Here is a 19,918-nt window from a genome sequence, read left to right as displayed (position 1 = left end):
CCGTCATCCAGCACGTCAGAGCCGAACTCTCCACCCCGATTGCTGCCGATAGATGATGCGTATATTCTTATTTGTTATCAGCATGATAGATCGTATTGTAGTGTAGATTCGGATAGCCCCGGATGGGCTAAAATCATTCCCACTCGATCGTCCCTGGCGGCTTGCTCGTGATGTCATAGGTCACGCGGTTGATCCCCCGCACCTCATTGACGATCCGCCCCGAGGTCCGTGTCAGGAACGCCATCTCGAAGGGATAGACCTCCGCCGTCATCCCATCCGTGCTGGTCACCGCCCGCAGCGCGCAGGCGAAGTCATAGCTGCGCCCATCGCCCATCACCCCTACCGTCCGCACCGGCAGCAGCACGGCAAAAGCCTGCCAGATCACGTCGTAGAGTCCCGCCTTGCGGATCTCATCCAGGAAGATCAGATCGGCCTTCTGCAGGATCGCGACCCGCTCCGCCGTCACCTCGCCGGGGATGCGGATGGCCATGCCGGGGCCGGGGAAGGGGTGGCGGCCCACGATCTCCTCCGGCAGCCCCAGCTCGCGGCCGAGCACGCGGACCTCATCCTTGAACAGCTCGCGCAGCGGCTCGACCAGCCCCATGCGCATGTGTTCCGGCAGCCCGCCCACATTGTGGTGCGACTTGATCGTGACCGACGGCCCGCCGGTCGCCGAGACGCTCTCGATCACATCCGGATACAGCGTGCCCTGCGCCAGGAAATCCGCGCCGCCGAGGATCGACTGCTCTTCCTCGAAGACCTCGATGAACAGCCGGCCGATGATCTTGCGCTTTTGCTCCGGATCGGTGACGCCCGAAAGCTGGCCCAGGAACAGGTCCCGCGCGTCGCGATGCACGAGCTTGATGTTGAAGCGGTCGCGGAAGGTCGCGACCACCTGGTCCGCTTCCCCCGCCCGCAGCAGCCCGTGATCGACGAAGATGCAGGTCAGCCGGTCGCCGATCGCCTCATGCAGCAGCACCGCGGCGACGGAGCTGTCCACCCCGCCCGACAGCCCGCAGACCACCCGGCCCTCGGGGCCGACCTTGGCGCGGATGCGCGCGATCTCCTCGGCGCGGAACCCGGCCATGGTCCAGTCGCCGGTGCAGCCGCAGACGCCATGGGTGAAGTTGCGCAGCAAGGCCGCGCCATGCGGCGTGTGCACCACCTCGGGGTGGAACATGGTGCCGTAGAAGCGGCGCTCGTCATCGGCGATCAGCGCATAGGGCGCCCCCTCGCTGCGCGCGACGACGCGGAAGCCGGGCGGCAGCTCGATGATGCGGTCGCCATGGCTCATCCAGACGCGCTCGCGCGCACCGGGCGCCCAGATGCCGCTGGTCAGCGCGCAATCGCCGAAGACATCGACATCCGCCGCGCCGAATTCGCGGTGATCGCTCCCCTCCGCCTTGCCGCCGAGCTGGAGGGCCATGGTCATCTGGCCGTAGCAGATGCCGAGGACCGGCACGCCCATGCCGAACACCTCCTGCGCCGCGCGGGGGCTGCCCGCGTCGCTGGTGCTGGCCGGGCCGCCCGAGAGGATGATGCCGCGTGGCGCGAAACCCGCGATCCGCTCGGCGGAGGCGGTGAAGGGCCAGATCTCGCAATAGACGCCGGTCTCACGCAGGCGGCGGGCGATGAGCTGGGTGACCTGGCTGCCGAAGTCCAAAATCAGGACGCGGTCGTGATGCGGGTGTTCCATCGCGGGCTTTGACCACGACGTTCCGGTTTCTTCAAGGTGTGCCGCCCTCAAGGCGTGCTGGCGGTCGCTTCGAGCAGGAGTTCGATCGGGTCCCACAGCATGGCCCGCTGCTCCACCCTCTGGCCCGCGACCAAGGTCTGGTCGGTCGCCACCACCTTGCCGTGCAGATGGCTGTAGAAGAACCGCGTCGGGTTTTTCGACAGCACCCAGAGCATCGCATTGCGGCAGCCGATCGCCGAGAGATGCGCCGCCATCGCCCGCATCAGCCGCCGGCCGACGCCGTGCTCGTGCCAATCCTCCATCAGATACAGCGTCTCGATCTCGCCATCGGCCAGGCCATGCCCCCGCGCCCGCCCGCCGGAACAAAAGCCGACGATCTGGGGCCCGGCCTCGGGCGCCGCCGGCCGGTCGGGCCCGGAGGCGGTGGCGACGAAGATCGCATGCCCGTCGCGGCGGGAGACGAGGTCGCGCAGATAGCCCGTGGCAACCCGGCGCGCCGACAGCCCGGCGAGGAAGGTATCGGGCAGGATGCCGGCATAGGTGGCCCGCCAGGCCGCGACATGCACGGCGCCGATCGCCGGCGCGTCCTCGGGCCGCGCGCGCCGGATGGCGATCACGCGGCGCGCCCCGTATCAGGCCGCGGCGCGTTCCAGCACGGCGCAGAAGAAGCCGTCGGTGCCATGCGAATGCGGGGCGAGCACGAGGAACGGCCCCTCGCCAGGGCAAGGGACGCCCGGCCGCACCTCCGACCAGAGCCTGGCCAGGGGGACGATGGAGAACTCGGCGCGGCGCGCCAGCAAGGCATGGACCTGATCTTCATCCTCTTCGGGCAGCAGCGAGCAGGTAGCGTAGATCAATCTGCCACCCGGACGCACCAGTCCTGCTGCGGTTTCGAGGATCACGGACTGTTTAGCAGTGATCTCGCGCAAATCCGTGCCGTCCATTCGCGTCCGGGCATCGGGGTTGCGGCGCCAGGTGCCGGTGCCGGTGCAGGGCGCATCGACCAGGACGCGGTCGAAGGTGCCGGCGCGGCGCTTGGCCCAGCGGTCGCCGGCCTCGGTCAGATGGGTCTCGGCATTGTCCACCCCGGCGCGGACGAGGCGCTTCAGCGCCCCCGCGAGGCGCGGCGCATTCACGTCACAGGCCGAGATGCGGCCCTTGTTGCCCATGGTCGCGGCCATCGCCAGCGTCTTGCCCGCGGCCCCGGCACACCAGTCCACGACGCGCATGCCGGGCCGGGCATCGGCCAGCAAGGCGACAAGCTGGCTGCCCTCGTCCTGGATCTCGATGCGCCCATCCTGGAACGGCTTGGTCGCCGTCACCGCGCGGCGGGCCGCGACGCGCATGCCCCAGGGGGAGAGGGGGGTCGGCTCGGCCTCGATCCCCTCGGCGGCCAGCGCCGCCAGGGCCTCCTCCCGCGTGGTCTTGAGGATATTGGCGCGCAGGTCGAGCGGTGCGGGCTCGTCGAGGGCCGAGGCCGCCGCCTGCAAATCATCGCCGAAGCGCGCCTGAAGCCCGGGGATCACCCAGCCCGGCAGGTTCAGCCGAACCTCGGGCGGCATGTCCGGATGCGGCAGCCTGCGCCCGGCGATCTTGCCGAGCATGCGCAGCTCCGCCGGGATCAGCGGGGTCGCTGCATATTGGCCGCCGGGGAACAGGGCGGCGATCTGGTCCGGCGGCATGGCCTCGGACAGCGCCATATGCGCGACCACCAGCGCCCGGGCATTGCTGTGCATGCCGGTGCGGTTCAGGTGCCAGTCCAGCCGCTGGCGCTGGCGCATGATGGCGAAGGCGCGATCGGCGACGGCGCGCCGGTCGCCCGAGCCGATGTAGCGCCGCGCCCGGAAGAAGTCGTTGACGGTGGCATCGGCGGGGCGGCGGGGGCGGTCCTCGATGTCTTGCAGCAGATCGACGGTGGCGGCGATGCGGGCGGCGGGCGTCATGCCCCGAGCGCACCCGGCAAGGCGGCCAGATCCGGCAGCACCGTCGCGAGCCCATCCAGCCAGTATTCCACCGGCCCTCGGCCGCGGTTCACCCAGAAGGCGCGGAAGCCGAAGCGCGCGGCGCCATAGGCATCCCAGGCATTGGCGGAGACGAAGGCGACCTCATGCGGCTGCACGGAGAAATGCGCGGTGGCCAGGCGGTAGACCGCGGGGTCCGGCTTGAACCGCCGCAGCGCATGCACCGAGAGCACCGCATCCAGCAGCGGCGAGAGCCCGGCCGAGCCGATTCCCGCGGCCAGCATCCGCGGCTCCCCATTCGAGAGCACGCCGAGCCGCAAGCCCCGGCCGCGCAGCGCACCCAGCGCCACCACGGCGTCGGGGTAGTGGTCGAGCGCCTGGTAGGCATCGAGCAAGACCGCGCGCAGGCCGCGATCATGGATGCCATGGGTTGCCAGCGCATGGCCAAGGGCGCGATCGGTCAGCGCCGCGAAATCCTCGTAATCGCCGGTGGCGGAGAGGATCCAGCTGTATTCCAGCTGTTTTTGGCGCCACAGCGCGGAGACCGCCGCCGCCGCCGGCCCCACGCGCTGGGTGTGGCGCGCAATGGCGGAATGCACATCCAGCAAGGTGCCATAGGCATCGAAGACGACAACGCGGGGCAGTGCCATGGCTCAGCCGTCGATCCGGTAATTGGGCGCTTCACGGGTGATGGCGACGTCATGGACGTGGCTTTCCCGCAGGCCCGCGCCGGTGATGCGGCGGAAGCGGGCATTGGCCTGCATGTCGGCGATGGTGGCGTTGCCGGTATAGCCCATGGCCGAGCGCAGCCCGCCGACCAGCTGATGCACGACATTGCCGACCGGGCCCTTGTAGCCGACGCGGCCTTCCACGCCTTCGGGGACCAGCTTGAGGCTGTCGGTCACCTCGGCCTGGAAGTAGCGATCGGCCGAGCCGCGCGCCATCGCGCCCAGGCTGCCCATGCCGCGATAGGATTTGTAGGAGCGGCCCTGGTACAGGAAGACCTCGCCCGGCGCCTCATCGGTGCCGGCGAAGAGGCTGCCCATCATCACGCAATCCGCACCGGCCGCGATCGCCTTGGCGATGTCGCCCGAGGTGCGGATGCCGCCATCGGCGATGGCCGGCACGTCATGCTCGCGGCAGGCCGCGGCGCATTCCATCACCGCCGTCAACTGCGGCACGCCGACGCCGGCGACGATGCGCGTGGTGCAGATGGAGCCCGGCCCGATGCCGATCTTCACCGCATCGGCGCCGACCTGGATCAGCGCCTCGCAGGCCTCGGGGGTCGCGACATTGCCGGCCACGACCTGCACGGTGTTGGACAGGCGCTTGATGATCTCGACCGCGCGCAGCACGCCCTCGCTATGGCCATGGGCGGTGTCCACGACGATGACATCGACCTCCGCCGCGACCAGCAGCCGCGCGCGCAACAGCCCGTCCTCGCCGGTGCCGGTGGCGGCGGCGGTGCGCAGCCGGCCGAGCGCATCCTTCACGGCGTTCGGGTTGGTCTCGGCCTTCTCCATGTCCTTGACGGTGATGAGGCCGATGCAGCGGTTCTGGTCATCGACGACCAGCAGCTTCTCGATGCGGTGGCGATGCAGCAGGTCGCGGGCGTGGTCGGCGGCGACGTCGCCCGGCACGGTCACGAGCTCCCGCGTCATCAGCGTATGGACCGGGGTCGAGGGGTCGGTCGCGAAGCGCACGTCGCGGCTGGTGATGATGCCGACGAGCTTGCCGGTGCCGGGTTCGACCACCGGCAGGCCGCTGATGTTGTGGCTCGCCTGGATGGCGCGGACATCGGCGAGGGTCTGCTCGGGGCCGATGGTGATGGGGTTCACCACCATCCCGCTCTCGAATTTTTTCACGCGGCGGATTTGGCTGGCCTGGTCTTGCGGGGACAGGTTCTTGTGGATCACGGCGATGCCGCCGGCCTGGGCCATGGCGATCGCCATGTTGGACTCCGAGACGGTGTCCATGGCCGCGGCGACCAGCGGGATGTTCAGCGCGATCTCCCGCGTGAGGCGGGTGCGGACATCGGTCTTGCCGGGCAGGACCTGGGAATAGGCGGGCACGAGCAGCACATCGTCGAAGGCATAGGCCTCCTCGATGATGACGCGGTTGCGGGTGCGGGGGGTAACATCGGGGGCCATGGCTGACCTTTCGGTATCGGTGCCTTGGCGCGCCCTCCTACGCGCTGGGGCGGGGGGGTGCAAGCATAGGGTGCGGTTCGGGACGGGGTGGCAGATGCGCGGTGGGGGCGGGGGTGGGCGAGGGGACCTGCGCCTGGGATCGGCCGCCGGTCAGCCCCTGGCAGGGATAGGAAAATAAGCAACAGTTTGGGCGCGAGGCCGGATATGTTCCGCCCCATGCCCAGCCATTACACCCCACCCCGCCCCTGGCAACCGATGAGCCAGCCCGAATGGGATGCGCTGCGCCCGCACATCCTCTGGCTCGGCGCAGGGCGGCCGGTGAAGGATTTGCGCGCGCGCGTGGACGGAATGTTCTGGATCGCCACCTCCCGCCGCCCCTGGAAGGACCTGCCCGAGGCCTTCGGAAAGCCAGACACCGTCTCCCGCCAGTTCCGCCGCCTGACCCAGCGGCACCTCTGGCAGAAGCTGCTGCATCTGCTGGCCGAACCCGGCGCCTCGCCCGGGCTGCGGGCGCTGGAGCATTGGATCTGCCGCGCCTGCCAGCGGGCAATGCGCTGCGCCGGCATGAGCCTCATCACCGCCGCCCAGCGCCTGGGCTTCCTGACCGCCCTGCGCGGCCCGTCCTTCCTGCTGCCCGATGTGGATTTGTCCGAACGCTACCGGCGCATCACCGAATTCTTCCTCACCCGCCTGCTCAAGGACCGGAACAGCGTGCCCAAGGGGGTTTTCGCGCTTTGCGGGCGGCTGCTCACCTTCGTCGGCGGGCGCCGGCGCATCCCGCGCTGCCTCTGGCCAGATTGATGAGCCGGGGTCAGGCCCGGCCGCGGAACCCGCGCGCCACCACGAACATCTCCGCGCTGTCCTTCCGGCTGGCGGGGGGCTTGGCGTGCTTCACGTCCGCGAAACTCTGCTTCATCCGTGCCAGCAGCGCCGCCTCGGTGCCGCCGGCAAAAACCTTGGCGACGAAGGCGCCGCCCGGGGCCAGCACCTGTTCGGCGAAATGCAGCGCGAGTTCCACCAGGGCGATGATGCGCAGATGGTCGGTCGCGGTATGGCCCGTGGTGTTCGGCGCCATGTCGGAGAGCACGAGGTCGGCCGGCCCCTTCATGGCCTCGCGCACCGCGGCCTCCGTCGCCGCATCCTCGAAGTCGCCCTTGAGCACGGTCGCACCCGGGACCGGCTCCATATGCAGGATGTCCAGCGCCACGACCCGGCCGGTATCGCCGGTGCGGGCGACGGCGATCTGCGTCCAGCCACCAGGGGCGGCGCCGAGATCGACCACCCGCAGCCCCGGCTTGAACAGCTTGAAGCGGTCATCCAGCCCGGTGATCTTGTATGCGGCGCGGGAGCGCAGCCCATCCGCCTTGGCGGCGATCACATACGGGTCGTTCAACTGCCGGGTCAGCCAGGACTGGCTCGCGGTGGTGCGGCCCTTGGCGGTCTTGAGCCGGGTGCCGAGCAGGCGCGAGCCCGCCGCGGGGCCCGCGGACGGGGGGGATTTGGCCATGCGTCAGCGCCTTCGGGGAGATGGGGCGCGCATCAGCCGCAGAAGCATGCCTTCGCGCAACCCCCGATCGGCGACGGTCACCGTTGCGGTCGGCCAGACGCGGCGGATGGCGGCGAAGACGGCGCAGCCCGGCAGCACGAATTCCGCCCGTTCCGGCCCGACGCAAGGGTGGGCCACCAGCCCCTCCCGCCCCAGGGAGAACAGCTCGGCCAGCGCCTTGTCGGCGGCATCCATCTCGATGACCTGGCCATCGACCGCCTGGCGGGAATACCGCGGCAGGGCCAGGGCGACGCCGGCCAGCGTGGTGACGGTGCCGGAGGTGCCGAGCATCCGCACGCCCCCGGCCGCGATCTCGCGCCCGATGGAATGCACGGTGTCGAAGCGGCGAAGCTCGGCCGCGACCTCCTCGGCCACCGCCTCGAAGCCCTCATGCGTGAAGCAGGAGGCGCCGGCGCGTTCGGCCAGCGTCACCACGCCGAGGGGGAGGGAGGTGTACCCGATCAGCTCCGGCGGATGCTCGCGGCTGGCGGCGCGGACCCAGGCGATCTCGGTGCTGCCGCCGCCGATGTCGAAGAGAAGCGCGCGGCGGTCGGTGGGGGCGAGCAACGGGGCGCAGGAGGTCATGGCCAGCGCCGCCTCCTCTCGCGCGCCGATCACCCGCAGCGGAAGCCCCGTCGCGGCCCGGGCGCGGGCCAGAAACTCGGCGCCATTGTCGGCGCGGCGACAGGCTTCGGTGGCGACCGCGTCCAGGCCGCGAATCTGCCGCCGGCCGAGTTTCTGGGCGCAGGCCTGCAAGGCGATGACGGCGCGGTCCATCGCGGCCTCGGACAGGCGGCCGGTGGCTTCCAGCCCCTCGCCGAGGCGGACGGCGCGGGAAAAGCTGTCGATGACGCGGAATCCGCCGGGTCCACCGCGGGCAGCCACCAGCAACCGGCAATTGTTGGTGCCGAGGTCCAGAGCGGCGAAAGCGGCTCCGGACAGGGTCGGTGTCCGCTGCGGCGCGGCGAGGGCGGGCGGCGGCAAATCCATGATCACCATAGAGTCGGCGCGGCGGGGTCCCGGGGCAAGGGATTTCGTCACGAAAGGTGTCGTGTGAGGGTCGGGTTGCGCCCCGCTGAGACGCATGGTATCCGGCCGGCGCCGTTGGGGGATAGTTTAACGGTAGAACTTCCGACTCTGACTCGGACAGTCTTGGTTCGAATCCAGGTCCCCCAGCCACGGCATCCCAGCCCGCATCATTTTGGCTCAGACCCGCGCCGCGCTGCGCCGGCGGCGGTCTGTTCCCCGCCCCGCACGGCTGACCGGGATGCGAAAGACGCGCTAAACCGACGCCGGAGGCGCCTGGCGCCAACCAGGCGCTCTTCCTCCTGTCCAGGCGGTCTTCCCATGCGAAAGCTCCTCTCGCCTCCGGCCCGCGCCGCGGGCGGTGCTGCCCCGACGGCGTGTCGGGTCGATAGGCTGGGGCTGGCCGTCGCGACGCTGGTCATCGCCGCCGCCTTCCTGCACGCCCATTGGGTGCGGGAGATGCTGCCGCTGGCCCCGGTCGCGGCAAACAACTGGTTCGGCTGGCACGATCAGGGCCGCTACCTGGAGGCCGCCCTCGCCTGGCAGCGCGGCGACCTGGACGTGGCCCGCCACCTCTACATGCCGGGCTACCCGCTGCTCGCGGTCCCGTTCCTGCAAGACGTGCCTCTGCTGGGCCTGCCGCTCGCCGACCCGTTCCTGCCGGCGAACCTCGTCTCGCTGCTCGCCTCGCTCTGGCTGCTGGCCGGCATCGCGGTCCGGCTGGCACCGGGGCTGCGCCATGCCGGGCTGCTGGGCACTCTGGCCTTCGTCACGGCGATGCTCTCCTCGCCGCAATCGCTCGACGCCTGGGTCGTGCCCTGGAGCACCTCGCCGGCCACGGCGCTGATCCTGCTCTGCCTCTGGGCCGCGCTGCGCTTCCATGCGGCGCCGGACCGCCCGCGCTGGGCCTTTGTGGCCGCATTTGCCGGTGCCGCGATCCTGGCCTTCCGCCCGACCGACATGGCCGTGGCGCTGGTGCCGGCGGCGCTGCTGGCGGGATGGGCGCTCGCCACCAGCCGGGCCTCCTGGCGGGCCTGGGCGCGCACCGGGCTGGCGGGGGTGGCCGGCGTCGCGCTGGCCCTGGGCCTCCTCGCGATCTTCTACGTGCCGATCTACGGCTTTGCGCAAAGCCCCTATATGGCGGGTTCCGCCCGCACCGGCTTCGAATGGCGGCTGCTGCCGCTGCGCTGGGTGACGCTGATGCTCGATCCACGGCCGCTGCTGCCGCAGGGGCGCGGGCTGATCTCCGCCTTTCCCTGGATCGTCTCGGGCCTGGCCGGCGCGCTGGCGCTCATGCTGCTGCCGAGCCGGGGCCCCGGCCGGCGCGCGCCGCATCTGGCGCTCGGCGGCGCCATGGCCTGCCATGTCGCGCTCTACCTCTGCTACCGCGACCTGCATTCCGGCGGGATGTGGCTCTACTTCAACCACCATTACTTCAAATGGGTCGTGCCGGTCGCCAGCCTCTACACCCTGCTCTGGGTAGCGCTGATGGCGGCGGAGCGGCGCCTGCGCTGGCGGCGGCTGGCGCTGGGCCTCGGCACCATGGCGCTGCTGCTGCCCTGGCGCGCGGAGCTGCACCTCCGGCCGGACGCCGCGGGCGCGCCGCGCTGGCAGGCGGATGGGCGCCTGCTGATCCCCGGTGCCTTGCCCGAGATGGGCGATGCGGTGGTCTTCGCGGCGGATGGCTCCTGGGATGACATGTTCATGGGCCGCAGCCGCCTGTTCGCGCCCTCCGCCGAGCATGTCTTCAACAGCGATCACAAGACGGTGCCGGCAGGCGGGGGGCTGATGCTGACCCCGCTGCGCCCGCTGCCGGAGGCACCGCTGGTGCTGGAGGTGCGGCCGCCCTCGCTGGCCGTGGACCGCGGCCTGGCCCCGGTGGCGGTGCGGCAGGCGATCGTCTTCGGCCTGCCCTGCCTGCTGCGGTCCCGGCGCAGCGCCTGCGTGCCGGACGAGGTCCTGGCCCCCACCCGCCTGGCGATCGGGAGCACACTGACCTTTGGGCGGCAGGAAGGGCCGATCCTGCGCTCCGGCTGGTCCGGGGCCGAGCCCGAGGGCCGCTGGACCGATGGTCCCCTGTCGGTCCTGCGCTTCGGCGTGTCGCTGGCCGAGCTGGGCGGCCGGCCGCTGGTGCTGGACCTCCTCGCCAACCCCTTCCTGCCGGCCGGCGTCACCGAGGTGCGGGTGCGCCTGCTGGTCAACGGCAGTTCCGTCGCGACATGGCGGCTGGTCGATGGCGCGCCGGGGCGTCTGCGGGCCATCGTGCCTTCAGCATTGCTGGGCGCCGATGGCGCGGCGACGCTTCGCTTCGAGATCGACGGGACGCATCGCCCGTCGGAGTTCTATCCCGGCTCGCCGGACCGGCGGCGGCTCGGGCTCTTTATCCGGTCGCTGACGCTGGGCCTGGGGGGCGCGTGACGTGGCGCGCGCCTCACCCCGCCAGCCGCGTCACCGTCGCGAGCAGCCCCGGAAACCGCGCCTCCACCTCGGGCCGCAGCGACACCTGGCAGCGCGTGCCATCCCGCCGCGACAGGATCAGCCCGGCCATGCGCAGCACCTTCATGTGGTGGCTCAGGGTGGAGGGCGAGACCTGGGTGTCGAACTCGCCCCAGCCGCGCTCGCCGCCTTTTTCGCGCAGCTCCGCCACGATCCGCAGCCGCAGCGGATCGCTCAGCGCGTGCAGCACATCCGGCAGCGTCACCTCCTCCATCGACGGGTGGGTGTAGTCCTCTTGTGCCATGCAGCATTGCCTCCCATGTCACCTTCGACGTTTGTCGAACAAGCTACAAGGACGCCGCCATGCCGACCCTTTTCGACCCCTTGCGGATTGGGGCGCTCGAGCTGCCCAACCGTATCATCATGGCACCGTTGACCCGCTCGCGGGCCACCGATGATCGCATCCCCACGGCCCTGATGCGCGACTATTACGTGCAGCGCGCCTCGGCCGGCATGATCCTGTCGGAGGCGACCTCGGTCACCCCCATGGGCGTCGGCTACGCCGCTACCCCGGGCATCTGGTCCGAGGCGCAGGTCGAAGGCTGGCGCGTCATCACCGATGCGGTGCATGCCGCCGGCGGCCGCATCCTGCTGCAGCTCTGGCACGTCGGCCGCATCTCCGACCCGAGCTTCCTCGACGGCCTGCCCCCCGTCGCGCCGAGCGCGATCGCGGCCCGCGGCCATGTCAGCCTGTTGCGCCCCGAGCGCGCCTACCCGCTGCCCCGCGCGCTGGAGACGGCCGAGATCCCCGGCGTGATCGAGGCCTTCCGCCTCGGCGCCCTGAACGCCAGGCGCGCCGGCTTCGACGGTGTCGAGATCCATGGCGCCAATGGCTACCTGATCGACCAGTTCCTGCACGACAAGAGCAACCATCGCACCGACGCCTATGGCGGCCCGATCGAGAACCGCGCCCGGCTGATGCTGGAGGTCACCGATGCGGTGGTCTCCGTCTGGGGTGCGGATCGCGTCGGCATGCATCTGGCCCCGCGCGGCGACAGCCATGACGTCGGCAGCGTCGATATGGCCGGCACCTTCGGCTATGTCGCGAGCGAGCTGGGGCGGCGGAAGATCGCCTTCCTCTGCGCCCGCGAGAATGCCGAATCCGCGCAGCTTGGCCCCGATCTGAAGCGTGCCTTCGGCGGCGTCTATATCGTCAACGAGCGCTACACCACGGAGCAGGCGCAGCAGGCGCTGGATGCCGGCACCGCGGATGCCGTGGCCTTCGGGCTGAAGTTCATCGCCAACCCGGACCTGCCGCTGCGGCTGCGGACCGGGGCCGCGCTGAACGAGGTGGATCGCGCGACGCTCTACGCGCGCGGGCCGCACGGCTACAGCGACTACCCGGCGCTTTCGCCCGCCATGGCCTAACGGCGGGGGGCCGGCTCGACCGGAGGCGGCGGCGGGATCACCGGCGTCGTCTCCGGATGCGGGGTCGGCACTTCCGGCCGGGGCATGGGGACGACGATATCCGGCGGGGGCAGCACGCCGCTGCGCGGCAGCGCGGGCACCGGCACGGGCTGGGGTTCGATCCGCTCCGGCGGCGTCAGGCCCGGCAACGGCGGCGGCCCCGCGCCGTCCCGGGGCACGACGCCGCCCTGGGCCAGGGCAGCCCCCGCGAGGATCACGCTGGCCAGCGTCGCCGAAAGGCCGGCGCGCCAGAGCCGGTTCTGATGCCGAAGGGTCGTCATGGGTGGCCTCCCTTTTCGTCAGCGGGTTAAACGCGGCCCTTCCGGTGGGGTTGCCCCGCGCGGCAGTGCAGCAATCCGGTTGACGCAGCGGGGCTGCCTGCTCCAGCGTACCGCCTCACGATCAGGCCATTCCTTATGGACGGCAGCGCCGGCCCGTTTCCCGTGACCACCCATCTCGGGCGGGTCATCGCCAGCGTGCCGGTCGGCGCCCGCTACCATCGCCTGCTGGCCGAGGCGCCAGCGCTCTCCGCCGCCGTCGAACCCGGGCAGTTCTGCCATCTGCTCTGCCCCGGCGCCTATCTGCGCCGGCCGATGAGCGTCTGGCGCGCCGGGGCGCAGGAGCCGCTGGGCTTCCTCTTCCGCGTCGCGGGCCCCGGCACCGCCGCATTGGCCGGGCTGCGTGAGGGTGACACGCTGGACGCCATGGGCCCGCTCGGCCGCGGGTTCACGCTGGACCCGGGCTGGGGTCGCATCCTGGTGCTGGCGCGCGGGGTCGGGCTCGCGACGCTCTCGCTGCTGGCGCGGCGGGCGGTGAGCCTGGACATCGGCGTGACCGCCATCCTCTCCGCCCGCGACCCCGCCGACATGATGGCCGAGGCGTTTTGCGGCGCGGTGCCGATGGATTTGCGCCTCGTCCATGACAGCGACGGCAGCAGCGATCCGGCGGCGGTCGGCATGATGATCGAGGCCGAGTTCATCCGCGCCCGCCCCGATGCCGTCTTCACCTGCGGCTCGGACCGCCTGCTGCGGCTGTTGCAGGAGATCGCCGCCCGCCATGGCGTGCTGGGCGAGGCCGCGATCGAGCAGCGCATGGGCTGTGCCCTCGGACTGTGCTTCGCCTGCGTGCGACGGATCGCGACACCCGATGGCCCCCGCGACCTGCGGGTCTGCCGCGAGGGCCCGGTCTTCGACCTGCAATCGGTGGAGGCGTGGTGATGCCGGATCTTTCCGTCCGCATCGGCGGGCTCACGCTGGCCAATCCGGTGATGCCGGCCTCGGGCACCTTCGGCCCGGAGCTTGGGGAGGTGTTCGACCTCGACCGCCTCGGCGCGCTGGTCACCAAATCGGTGACGCCCGAGCCGCGCCGCGGCAACCCGACGCCGCGCGTGGCCGAGACCGGGCAGGGGCTGCTGAACAGCATCGGCATTCCGGGCAAGGGCATCGAGGCCTGGATCGCCTATGACCTGCCGGTGTGGCGGCGCTTCGCGGCCCCGCTGGTGGTGAGCCTCTCCGCACCCACCGCGAGCGCCTTCGCCGAGGCCGCGCGGGCGCTGACGGTCGAGGGGGTGGCGGCGATCGAGGCCAATATCTCCTGCCCCAATCTGGAGGCCGATGGCCGCGCCTTCGCCGCAGAGCCGGGGCCCGCGGCGGCGGCCATCGCCGCGATGCGGGGCGCCACGCGGCTGCCGATCTGGGCCAAGCTCTCGCCGAACACCGGCGATGCCGCCGCCGTCGCCCGCGCCTGCGAGGAGGCGGGCGCGGATGCGCTGGTCGTGGCCAATACCATCCTGGGGCTTGCGATCGACCTCGCGACGCTGCGCCCGGCGCTGGGGGCGGGGATGGGCGGCTATTCCGGGCCGGGGTTCAAGCCGATCGCGCTGCGCCTGGTCTGGCAATGCGCGCAGGCGGTGCGGATCCCGGTGATCGGCTGCGGCGGGATCGCGACCGGGCAGGATGCGGTGGAGTTCCTGGCGGCCGGCGCCACCGCCGTGCAGGTCGGCACCGCCAGCTTCATCCAGCCCGCCGCGATGCTGCAAGTGATCGAGGGCATCAGCGCCTTCTGCACGGCCCGCGGTTTTTCCCGCGTGTCGGATCTGACCGGGATCGCCTTGCCCAGCCTCCAGCGGATTGCCGCCGAATGAACGCGATCACCCGCGACGAGGCCGCTTTGGCCACGCGCCTGCTGGAAGACTTCGCCCGCATCGGCGCCGACCTCGCCGGCGGCTTCACCCGCCCCGCCTGGGGCGAGGCCGAGACCGCCTGCCATGCGATCCTCGCCGAGGCCGGCGCCGCGCAGGGGCTGGCGAGCCATATGGACGGGGTGGGCAACCTCTGGCTGGCCCCGCCCGGGCTGGTGGGGCCGGCGCCGGCCACGGGCTCGCATCTGGACAGCGTGCCGCGCGGCGGGAATTTCGATGGCGCGGCCGGGGCGGTCGCGGGGCTGTTGCTCGCCATCCGCGCCGCGCGGATCGGGCTGCCGCTGCGCGCCGTGGCCTTGCGCGGCGAGGAAAGCCCCTGGTTCGGCGGCCCCTATGTCGGCACCCGCGCGGGCTTCGGGGCGCTGGATGCGGCGGAACTCGCGGTGGAGCGCCGGGGTGGCGGCGGCAGCCTGGCCGCCTGCATCGCCGCGGTCGGCGGCGATCCGGCATTGGCCGGGGCCGGGCGCCCGCTGCCGGAATTCGCCGCCGTCACCGCCTTCTGGGAGTTGCACATCGAACAGGGGCCGGTGCTGCTGGACCGCGACCTGCCGGCCGCCGCCGTCGGCGCCGTGCGCGGCCATCTGCGCCTGCCCGCCGCGCGCTGCATCGGCGAGGCCGGGCATTCCGGCGTCGTCCCCCGCCATCTGCGCCATGATCCGGCGATGGCGCTGGCCGAGTTGCTGAACGACCTCGACACCGTCTGGGCGCGGCAGGAGCAGGAGGGCTTCGACCTGGTGCTGACCGCGGGGGTGATGGCGACCGAGGCCGGCGAGGCGACCGCCACCCGCATCCCCGGCGAGGTCGCCTTCGCGCTCGATATCCGCAGCACCGATCCGCTGGTGCTGAAGAACATGGAACGTTTTTTGGCGGACCGCTGCCGCGAGATCGGGCGCCGGCGAGGGGTGGAGTTCCAGCTTGGCCGCGCTGTGCGCACCGCGCCGATCGTGCTGGACGCGACCCGCACCGCCGCCATCGCCGATGCCCTGCCGCGGCCGCACACCATGCCGAGCGGGGCGGGCCATGACGCCGCCGAATTCGCGCGGCACGGGGTGCCGGCGGCGATGGTCTTCGTCCGCAACCGCAACGGCAGCCACAACCCGGCCGAAGCGATGGAGGTCGCCGATCTGATGGCCGGGGTGGAGGCGCTGTGGGGTGCGATCAGGGCGGTGGAGGCAGCCTAGCCAGCACGGCCTGCGCGACCCGCCCGGTCTCATCCAGTGGCGTACGCGGGACGGGCGCCTCGCCCAGCATCCGCGCCTGCCCGGCGGCGATCAGGTTTTTGGCGAGGCGCTGGTGCCGGGGGCCGAGGCCGCCCGGATCGGCGATGAGGACCATGGCCCCGGTCGCCAGCGCCTCCGACAGCATCGACACCGAATCGCCGCTCACCACGATGATGTCGGCAGAGGCCAGGAAGCCCGCATAGGGGTTGGGCCCCGCATCGCCCCAGCCAAACACCCGATGCGGGACGCCCGTGAGCGCCGCCCGCAGCGCCGCCGTCGCCTGCGCCCCGGTGCGGCGGGAGGCGGTGGCGAGCACGCTGCCGCCGAGCCCCGCGACCTGCCGCGCGATGGCCGTGGCGATGGCCGGGTCCATCCCCACCGCCCGCACCGGCCCGCCGAGCAGCAATGCGACGCGGGGGCCGGGCAGGGTGCGGAGATCGGTGAAGGCCGCCCGCGCCTCGGCCAGCCGCGCGGGGGACATGCGATGGGTGGCGCCCAGGATCGGCAGGATGTTGGGCGCGGCGGGCGCCTCGTCATGCCGCCCCAGCACCAGCAGGTCGAACCGCGCCGCGCCAAAGCCGGGCCGCATGCAATGGACGGTTTTCGCGCCCCGCCGCGCCAGCCACAGCGCCACCGGCGCCGAGCGCCGCCCCGCGGAGATCACCAGCTTCGGCCAGGGGGGGTGGAACGCCGCACGCGCCGTGGCGGTCAGCCCCCACAGGCTCGGCCAGCGCAGCGGCGCCTGGGCCATCGGCCCCCACTCCAGCGGCACGACCCTGAACGGCCGCCCCAGCCGTTCGGCGATGCCGAGCGCCTGCGCCGCCGTGCCCGCGCGGGGGTCGGCCAGCACCCAGATCGCGTCGTCTGTCATGGACGCGGCCGGCTGCGGGCGGTAATCCGGCCGGAAAGGAGCACCGACCCGACCATGGCCTTGACCCACGCCTCCGACTGGGACCGCGACGCGGCCCTGACCACGGCCCGCATCCTGCTTGAGATCAAGGCGGTGAACTTTCGGCCGGAGGAACCCTACACCTTCACCTCCGGCTGGAAGTCGCCGGTCTATATCGATTGCCGCCGGATCATCTATTTCCCCCGCGCCCGCAGCAAGATCTGCGACCTGGCGGTGGAGAAGATCGGCCGCCACATCGGCTATGAGAGCATCGAGGCGGTGGTGGGTGGCGAGACGGCGGGGATTCCCTTCGCTGCCTGGATCGCCGACCGCATGTTGTCGCCCATGGCCTATGTCCGCAAGAAGCCCAAGGGCTTCGGCCGCAACGCCCAGATCGAGGGCGATGTGCCGGAGGGCAAGCGCACCTTGCTGGTCGAGGATCTGACCACCGACGGCGCCTCGAAAATCCGCTTCGCCAATGCGCTGCGCGATGCCGGCGCGATCTGCGACCATACCTTTGTGGTGTTCTTCTACGGCGTCTTCCCGGGCTCGTTCGAGACGATGAAGGAGATGAACCTCACCTTGCATCACCTCTGCACCTGGTGGGATGTGCTGGAGGTCTGCCGCGAGCGGCCGTATTTCGAGGAAAGCGCGCTGAAGGAAGTCCGCAAGTTTTTGGAGGACCCCGTGTCCTGGTCGCGGTCGCATGGCGGCATCGGCAATGCGGTCGAGGCGAAGGCCGAGGATTGAGCCGTCTGCGCCGCCTCTGTCTGACCGGGGCGGTGCTGCTCGCGGCCGCCTCGGCGCAGGCCCAAACGCATCCGCAGCTCACCATCGGGATCACGCAATACCCCTCCACGCTGCATCCCAACATCGACCAGATGGCCGCCAAATCCTATGTGCTGGGATTCACGCGGCGGCCGCTGACGACCTACGATGCCGACTGGCGCCTCGTCTGCCTGCTCTGCGAGACGCTGCCGAGCCTGGAGAACGGGCTTGCGGTGCGCGAGACCACGCCGGATGGCAAAGCCGGCCTCGCCTTGACCATCCGCCTGCGCGCCGATGCCCGCTGGGGCGATGGCACGCCGGTCTCCTCGGAGGATCTGCGCTTCGCCTGGGAGGCCGGGCGCGCCTTCGAGACCGGGTTCGGCTCGGCCGAATTCTACCGCAGCGCCTTTGCGCTCGATGTGGTCGATGACCGCAGCATCACCCTGCATTTCGACCGTGTGACCTTCGACTATGCGAGCCTCGGCGATTTCCAGCCGCTGCCCGCGCGCATCGAGCGCCCGCGCTGGGAGGCCGATCGCGCCCGCTACCGCAGCCGCACGGGGTATGACACCGAACCCACCAATCCCGGGCTGTGGTCGGGGCCGTATCGCGTCGCCTCGGTGACGCCGGGTGCGGCGGTCGGGCTGCTGCGCAACGACGCCTGGGCGGGGCCGCGCCCGGCCTTCGACCGCATCCTGATCCGCACCATCGAGAGCACGCCCTCGCTGGAAGCCCAGGCCATGACCGGGCAGGTGGACATGATCGCCGGCGAATTGGGCCTGCCGCTGGACCAGGGCATCGCGCTCGCGCGGCGGGCGGCCTCGCGGCTGCGGCTGCATGTGCAGCCGGGGCTGGTCTATGAACACATCGACCTGAAGCTCGACAATCCGATCCTGGCGGATGCGCGGGTGCGGCGGGCGCTGCTGCTGGCCTCGGATCGCGCGACCATCGCGGCCCGTCTCTATGACGGCAGGCAGCCGGTGGCGAATGGGCCGATCCATCCGCTGGATGCGGGGTATGACGTCTCGCTCGCCCCCGCGCCCTATGACCCGGCCGGGGCGGCGCGGCTGCTGGACGCGGCCGGCTGGTCGGTGCGCGGCGAGGATGGCATCCGGCGCAACGCGGCCGGGGAGCGCCTCTCGCTGGAATTCATGACCACCGCCGGCAATCGCGGCCGCGAGCAGGTGGAGCAGGTGCTGCAAGGCCAGTGGCGCCAGTCCGGCATCGAGGCCCGCATCCGCAACGAGCCGCCCCGCGTCTTCTTCGGCGAGACGCTGAGCCATCGCCGCTTCGACGGACTCGCGCTCTTCGCCTGGATCAGCGCACCGGAAAACGTGCCGCGCGGCATCTTCCATTCCGATGAAATCCCCGATGCCGCCCGCAACTGGTCCGGCCAGAACTACCCGGGCTTTCGCAATGCCGAGATGGACCGGCTGCTCGAAGACCTGCCGGTGACGCTGGAGGCCACGGCCCGCCTGCCGATGTGGCACCGCCTGCAGGCGATCCTGGCGGAACACCTGCCGGTGCTGCCGTTGTGGCACCGGGCCGATGCGCATCTCTGGCCGCTCTGGCTCGATGGCGTGCGGCCGACCGGGCATCTGGCGCCCTCCTCGCTCTGGGTCGAGCAGTGGCGCGTGCGATAGGGCTGCGCGCCGTCCAGATCGCGCTGGCGCTGCTGGTGCTGTCCTTCCTTGCCTATATCGCCATCGGGCTGATGCCGGGCGATCCCATCGACCTCGCCATGGCCGCCGACCCCAGGCTGACGCCGGCCGATGCCGAGCGGATGCGGGCGCTGCATGGGCTGGACCGCCCGTTGCTGACGCGCTGGTGGGCCTGGCTGCTGGGGGCGGTGCAGGGCGAGTTCGGCCCCTCGCGGCTGTTTGCCCGGCCGGTGGTCGAGGTGCTCGTCCCGGCGCTGGTCTCGACGCTGGAACTCGTCGGGCTCGCGCTGCTGCTGGCGGCGGGCAGCGGGATCGCGCTGGGGGCGCTGGCGGCGTTGCGGCCGCGCTGGGCGCCGGCGGTGGAGGCGCTGGCGGTGCTCGGCCAGGCGGTGCCGGCCTTCTGGGCGGGGATCCTGCTGATCATCGTCTTCGCCATCCAGCTTGGCTGGCTGCCGGCGGGCGGGATGGCGGATTTCGGCGATGCGCCCTGGCGGTTCCTGGTGCTGCCGGTGGCGACGCTCGCGATCGGCGGGCTGGCCGCCTATGCGCGGCATACGGCGGCGGCGATGGGCGCGGTGCTGCTGGCGCCCTTCATCGTCACCGCGCGGGCGCGCGGCGCAGGCGAGGCGCGCATCGCCTGGGTCCATGCCTTCTCCAATGCCGCGGTGCCGCTGCTGCAACTCGCGGCACTCGACATCGGCGGGCTGGTCGGCGGCGCGCTGGTGACCGAGACGGTTTTTGCCCGGCCCGGCATGGGCAAGCTTCTCTATGACGCGGTGATGGGCAACGACCATCCGCTGGCGCTGGCCGCGGTGCTGCTGGTGGCGCTGGCGACGATGCTGGCGACGGCGGCGGCGGATGTCGCGCAGCGCGCGCTGGACCCCCGATTGTGAGGCTC

19 protein-coding genes and 1 tRNA gene are annotated in these 19,918 nt (G+C 71.5%); 10 read left to right on the top strand and 10 right to left on the bottom strand.

Translation table 11 applies throughout. From position 1 onward, the window contains the following. Positions 1-133: 133 nt before the first annotated feature. The 5 genes from guaA to guaB are packed head-to-tail and all read right to left on the bottom strand — an operon-like array spanning position 134 to position 5,807. The gene (gene guaA, locus C8P66_RS05350) at positions 134-1,696 is read right to left on the bottom strand and encodes a glutamine-hydrolyzing GMP synthase (protein WP_111397112.1); all 1,563 of its coding nucleotides are present in this window, start codon (positions 1,694-1,696) and stop codon (positions 134-136) included. 47 nt (positions 1,697-1,743) lie between these two features. Then, positions 1,744-2,313 (bottom strand): GNAT family N-acetyltransferase, encoded by a 570-nt coding sequence (locus C8P66_RS05345; protein WP_111397111.1) that lies wholly within the window; start codon positions 2,311-2,313, stop codon positions 1,744-1,746. A 15-nt stretch (positions 2,314-2,328) separates the two neighbouring features. Then, positions 2,329-3,639: an RsmB/NOP family class I SAM-dependent RNA methyltransferase gene (locus C8P66_RS05340; RefSeq protein ID WP_111397110.1), complete on the bottom strand. Its 1,311-nt coding sequence runs from the start codon at positions 3,637-3,639 to the stop codon at positions 2,329-2,331. Beyond that, on the bottom strand, positions 3,636-4,307 hold the full coding sequence (locus tag C8P66_RS05335) for a haloacid dehalogenase type II (protein ID WP_111397109.1): 672 nt from the start codon (positions 4,305-4,307) through the stop codon (positions 3,636-3,638). The genes C8P66_RS05340 and C8P66_RS05335 overlap by 4 nt, the downstream gene beginning before the upstream one ends. Before the next feature lie 3 nt (positions 4,308-4,310). Further along, on the bottom strand, positions 4,311-5,807 hold the full coding sequence (guaB, locus tag C8P66_RS05330; RefSeq protein ID WP_111397108.1) for an IMP dehydrogenase: 1,497 nt from the start codon (positions 5,805-5,807) through the stop codon (positions 4,311-4,313). A gap of 255 nt (positions 5,808-6,062) precedes the next feature. Between guaB and C8P66_RS05325 the strand changes: the two genes are divergently transcribed. Next, positions 6,063-6,608: a transposase gene (locus C8P66_RS05325; RefSeq protein WP_158537102.1), complete on the top strand. Its 546-nt coding sequence runs from the start codon at positions 6,063-6,065 to the stop codon at positions 6,606-6,608. 10 nt (positions 6,609-6,618) lie between these two features. Here C8P66_RS05325 and C8P66_RS05320 read toward each other — a convergent pair whose 3' ends face one another. Continuing rightward, on the bottom strand, positions 6,619-7,314 hold the full coding sequence (locus C8P66_RS05320) for an RlmE family RNA methyltransferase (protein ID WP_111397106.1): 696 nt from the start codon (positions 7,312-7,314) through the stop codon (positions 6,619-6,621). A gap of 3 nt (positions 7,315-7,317) precedes the next feature. Further along, positions 7,318-8,343, bottom strand: a complete 1,026-nt coding sequence (locus tag C8P66_RS05315; protein WP_111397147.1) for a Ppx/GppA phosphatase family protein — start codon at positions 8,341-8,343, stop codon at positions 7,318-7,320. 115 nt (positions 8,344-8,458) lie between these two features. On the opposite strand from C8P66_RS05315, the gene C8P66_RS05310 reads away from it, so the two are divergent. Both C8P66_RS05310 and C8P66_RS05305 read left to right on the top strand, forming a co-directional pair. Next, positions 8,459-8,532 (top strand) — tRNA-Gln (locus C8P66_RS05310). Positions 8,533-8,700: 168 nt separating this feature from the next. After that, entirely contained in the window at positions 8,701-10,797 is a 2,097-nt protein-coding gene (locus C8P66_RS05305) for a hypothetical protein (RefSeq protein WP_111397105.1), read from the top strand. A 13-nt stretch (positions 10,798-10,810) separates the two neighbouring features. On the opposite strand, the gene C8P66_RS05300 is transcribed toward C8P66_RS05305, so the two are convergent. After that, positions 10,811-11,119: an ArsR/SmtB family transcription factor gene (locus C8P66_RS05300; RefSeq protein WP_111397104.1), complete on the bottom strand. Its 309-nt coding sequence runs from the start codon at positions 11,117-11,119 to the stop codon at positions 10,811-10,813. Between the two features lie 59 nt (positions 11,120-11,178). Between C8P66_RS05300 and C8P66_RS05295 the strand changes: the two genes are divergently transcribed. After that, positions 11,179-12,243: an alkene reductase gene (locus tag C8P66_RS05295; RefSeq protein WP_111397103.1), complete on the top strand. Its 1,065-nt coding sequence runs from the start codon at positions 11,179-11,181 to the stop codon at positions 12,241-12,243. Here C8P66_RS05295 and C8P66_RS05290 read toward each other — a convergent pair. Further along, on the bottom strand, positions 12,240-12,563 hold the full coding sequence (locus C8P66_RS05290) for a hypothetical protein (RefSeq protein WP_111397102.1): 324 nt from the start codon (positions 12,561-12,563) through the stop codon (positions 12,240-12,242). The two genes, C8P66_RS05295 and C8P66_RS05290, sit on opposite strands and share 4 nt — an antisense overlap. A 135-nt stretch (positions 12,564-12,698) precedes the next feature. On the opposite strand from C8P66_RS05290, the gene C8P66_RS05285 reads away from it, so the two are divergent. The 3 genes from C8P66_RS05285 to C8P66_RS05275 are packed head-to-tail and all read left to right on the top strand — an operon-like array spanning position 12,699 to position 15,663. Continuing rightward, entirely contained in the window at positions 12,699-13,499 is an 801-nt protein-coding gene (locus C8P66_RS05285; RefSeq protein ID WP_111397101.1) for an iron-sulfur cluster-binding protein, read from the top strand. Next, positions 13,499-14,425: a dihydroorotate dehydrogenase gene (locus C8P66_RS05280; RefSeq protein ID WP_111397100.1), complete on the top strand. Its 927-nt coding sequence runs from the start codon at positions 13,499-13,501 to the stop codon at positions 14,423-14,425. The genes C8P66_RS05285 and C8P66_RS05280 overlap by 1 nt, the downstream gene beginning before the upstream one ends. Continuing rightward, positions 14,422-15,663 carry a hydantoinase/carbamoylase family amidase gene (locus C8P66_RS05275; protein ID WP_111397099.1) on the top strand — a complete coding sequence of 414 codons (1,242 nt, stop codon included), beginning with the start codon at positions 14,422-14,424 and terminating at the stop codon, positions 15,661-15,663. Before C8P66_RS05280 ends, C8P66_RS05275 begins: the two co-directional genes overlap by 4 nt. Here the strand turns inward: C8P66_RS05275 and C8P66_RS05270 are convergent. Further along, positions 15,641-16,573, bottom strand: coding sequence for a mitochondrial fission ELM1 family protein (locus C8P66_RS05270; RefSeq protein ID WP_111397098.1), 933 nt, complete (start codon positions 16,571-16,573; stop codon positions 15,641-15,643). The genes C8P66_RS05275 and C8P66_RS05270 overlap by 23 nt on opposite strands. A 54-nt stretch (positions 16,574-16,627) precedes the next feature. On the opposite strand from C8P66_RS05270, the gene C8P66_RS05265 reads away from it, so the two are divergent. Genes C8P66_RS05265 through C8P66_RS05255 form a run of 3 tightly spaced genes read left to right on the top strand, consistent with a single transcriptional unit; the run spans position 16,628 to position 19,913 of the window. Further along, positions 16,628-17,341, top strand: a complete 714-nt coding sequence (locus tag C8P66_RS05265; protein ID WP_111397097.1) for an orotate phosphoribosyltransferase — start codon at positions 16,628-16,630, stop codon at positions 17,339-17,341. Continuing rightward, on the top strand, positions 17,338-19,002 hold the full coding sequence (locus C8P66_RS05260; protein ID WP_245903230.1) for a peptide ABC transporter substrate-binding protein: 1,665 nt from the start codon (positions 17,338-17,340) through the stop codon (positions 19,000-19,002). Before C8P66_RS05265 ends, C8P66_RS05260 begins: the two co-directional genes overlap by 4 nt. Next, positions 18,987-19,913 (top strand): ABC transporter permease, encoded by a 927-nt coding sequence (locus tag C8P66_RS05255; RefSeq protein WP_245903229.1) that lies wholly within the window; start codon positions 18,987-18,989, stop codon positions 19,911-19,913. Before C8P66_RS05260 ends, C8P66_RS05255 begins: the two co-directional genes overlap by 16 nt. Positions 19,914-19,918 lie beyond the last annotated feature (5 nt).

Source organism: Humitalea rosea (assembly GCF_003253705.1).
GTDB lineage: Bacteria > Pseudomonadota > Alphaproteobacteria > Acetobacterales > Acetobacteraceae > Humitalea > Humitalea rosea.
This window is presented reverse-complemented; position numbering and strand designations above follow the sequence as displayed.

What these genes read in the sequence shown, in the direction of transcription:
- guaA (WP_111397112.1), bottom strand. Translation starts at nt 1,696, where the DNA reads ATGGAACACCCGCATCACGACCGCGTCCTGATTTTGGACTTCGGCAGC.
- C8P66_RS05340 (WP_111397110.1), bottom strand. Translation starts at nt 3,639, where the DNA reads ATGACGCCCGCCGCCCGCATCGCCGCCACCGTCGATCTGCTGCAAGAC.
- C8P66_RS05335 (WP_111397109.1), bottom strand. Translation starts at nt 4,307, where the DNA reads ATGGCACTGCCCCGCGTTGTCGTCTTCGATGCCTATGGCACCTTGCTG.
- guaB (WP_111397108.1), bottom strand. Translation starts at nt 5,807, where the DNA reads ATGGCCCCCGATGTTACCCCCCGCACCCGCAACCGCGTCATCATCGAG.
- C8P66_RS05325 (WP_158537102.1), top strand. Translation starts at nt 6,063, where the DNA reads ATGAGCCAGCCCGAATGGGATGCGCTGCGCCCGCACATCCTCTGGCTC.
- C8P66_RS05320 (WP_111397106.1), bottom strand. Translation starts at nt 7,314, where the DNA reads ATGGCCAAATCCCCCCCGTCCGCGGGCCCCGCGGCGGGCTCGCGCCTG.
- C8P66_RS05315 (WP_111397147.1), bottom strand. Translation starts at nt 8,343, where the DNA reads ATGGATTTGCCGCCGCCCGCCCTCGCCGCGCCGCAGCGGACACCGACC.
- C8P66_RS05305 (WP_111397105.1), top strand. Translation starts at nt 8,701, where the DNA reads ATGCGAAAGCTCCTCTCGCCTCCGGCCCGCGCCGCGGGCGGTGCTGCC.
- C8P66_RS05300 (WP_111397104.1), bottom strand. Translation starts at nt 11,119, where the DNA reads ATGGCACAAGAGGACTACACCCACCCGTCGATGGAGGAGGTGACGCTG.
- C8P66_RS05295 (WP_111397103.1), top strand. Translation starts at nt 11,179, where the DNA reads ATGCCGACCCTTTTCGACCCCTTGCGGATTGGGGCGCTCGAGCTGCCC.
- C8P66_RS05290 (WP_111397102.1), bottom strand. Translation starts at nt 12,563, where the DNA reads ATGACGACCCTTCGGCATCAGAACCGGCTCTGGCGCGCCGGCCTTTCG.
- C8P66_RS05285 (WP_111397101.1), top strand. Translation starts at nt 12,699, where the DNA reads ATGGACGGCAGCGCCGGCCCGTTTCCCGTGACCACCCATCTCGGGCGG.
- C8P66_RS05280 (WP_111397100.1), top strand. Translation starts at nt 13,499, where the DNA reads ATGCCGGATCTTTCCGTCCGCATCGGCGGGCTCACGCTGGCCAATCCG.
- C8P66_RS05275 (WP_111397099.1), top strand. Translation starts at nt 14,422, where the DNA reads ATGAACGCGATCACCCGCGACGAGGCCGCTTTGGCCACGCGCCTGCTG.
- C8P66_RS05270 (WP_111397098.1), bottom strand. Translation starts at nt 16,573, where the DNA reads ATGACAGACGACGCGATCTGGGTGCTGGCCGACCCCCGCGCGGGCACG.
- C8P66_RS05265 (WP_111397097.1), top strand. Translation starts at nt 16,628, where the DNA reads ATGGCCTTGACCCACGCCTCCGACTGGGACCGCGACGCGGCCCTGACC.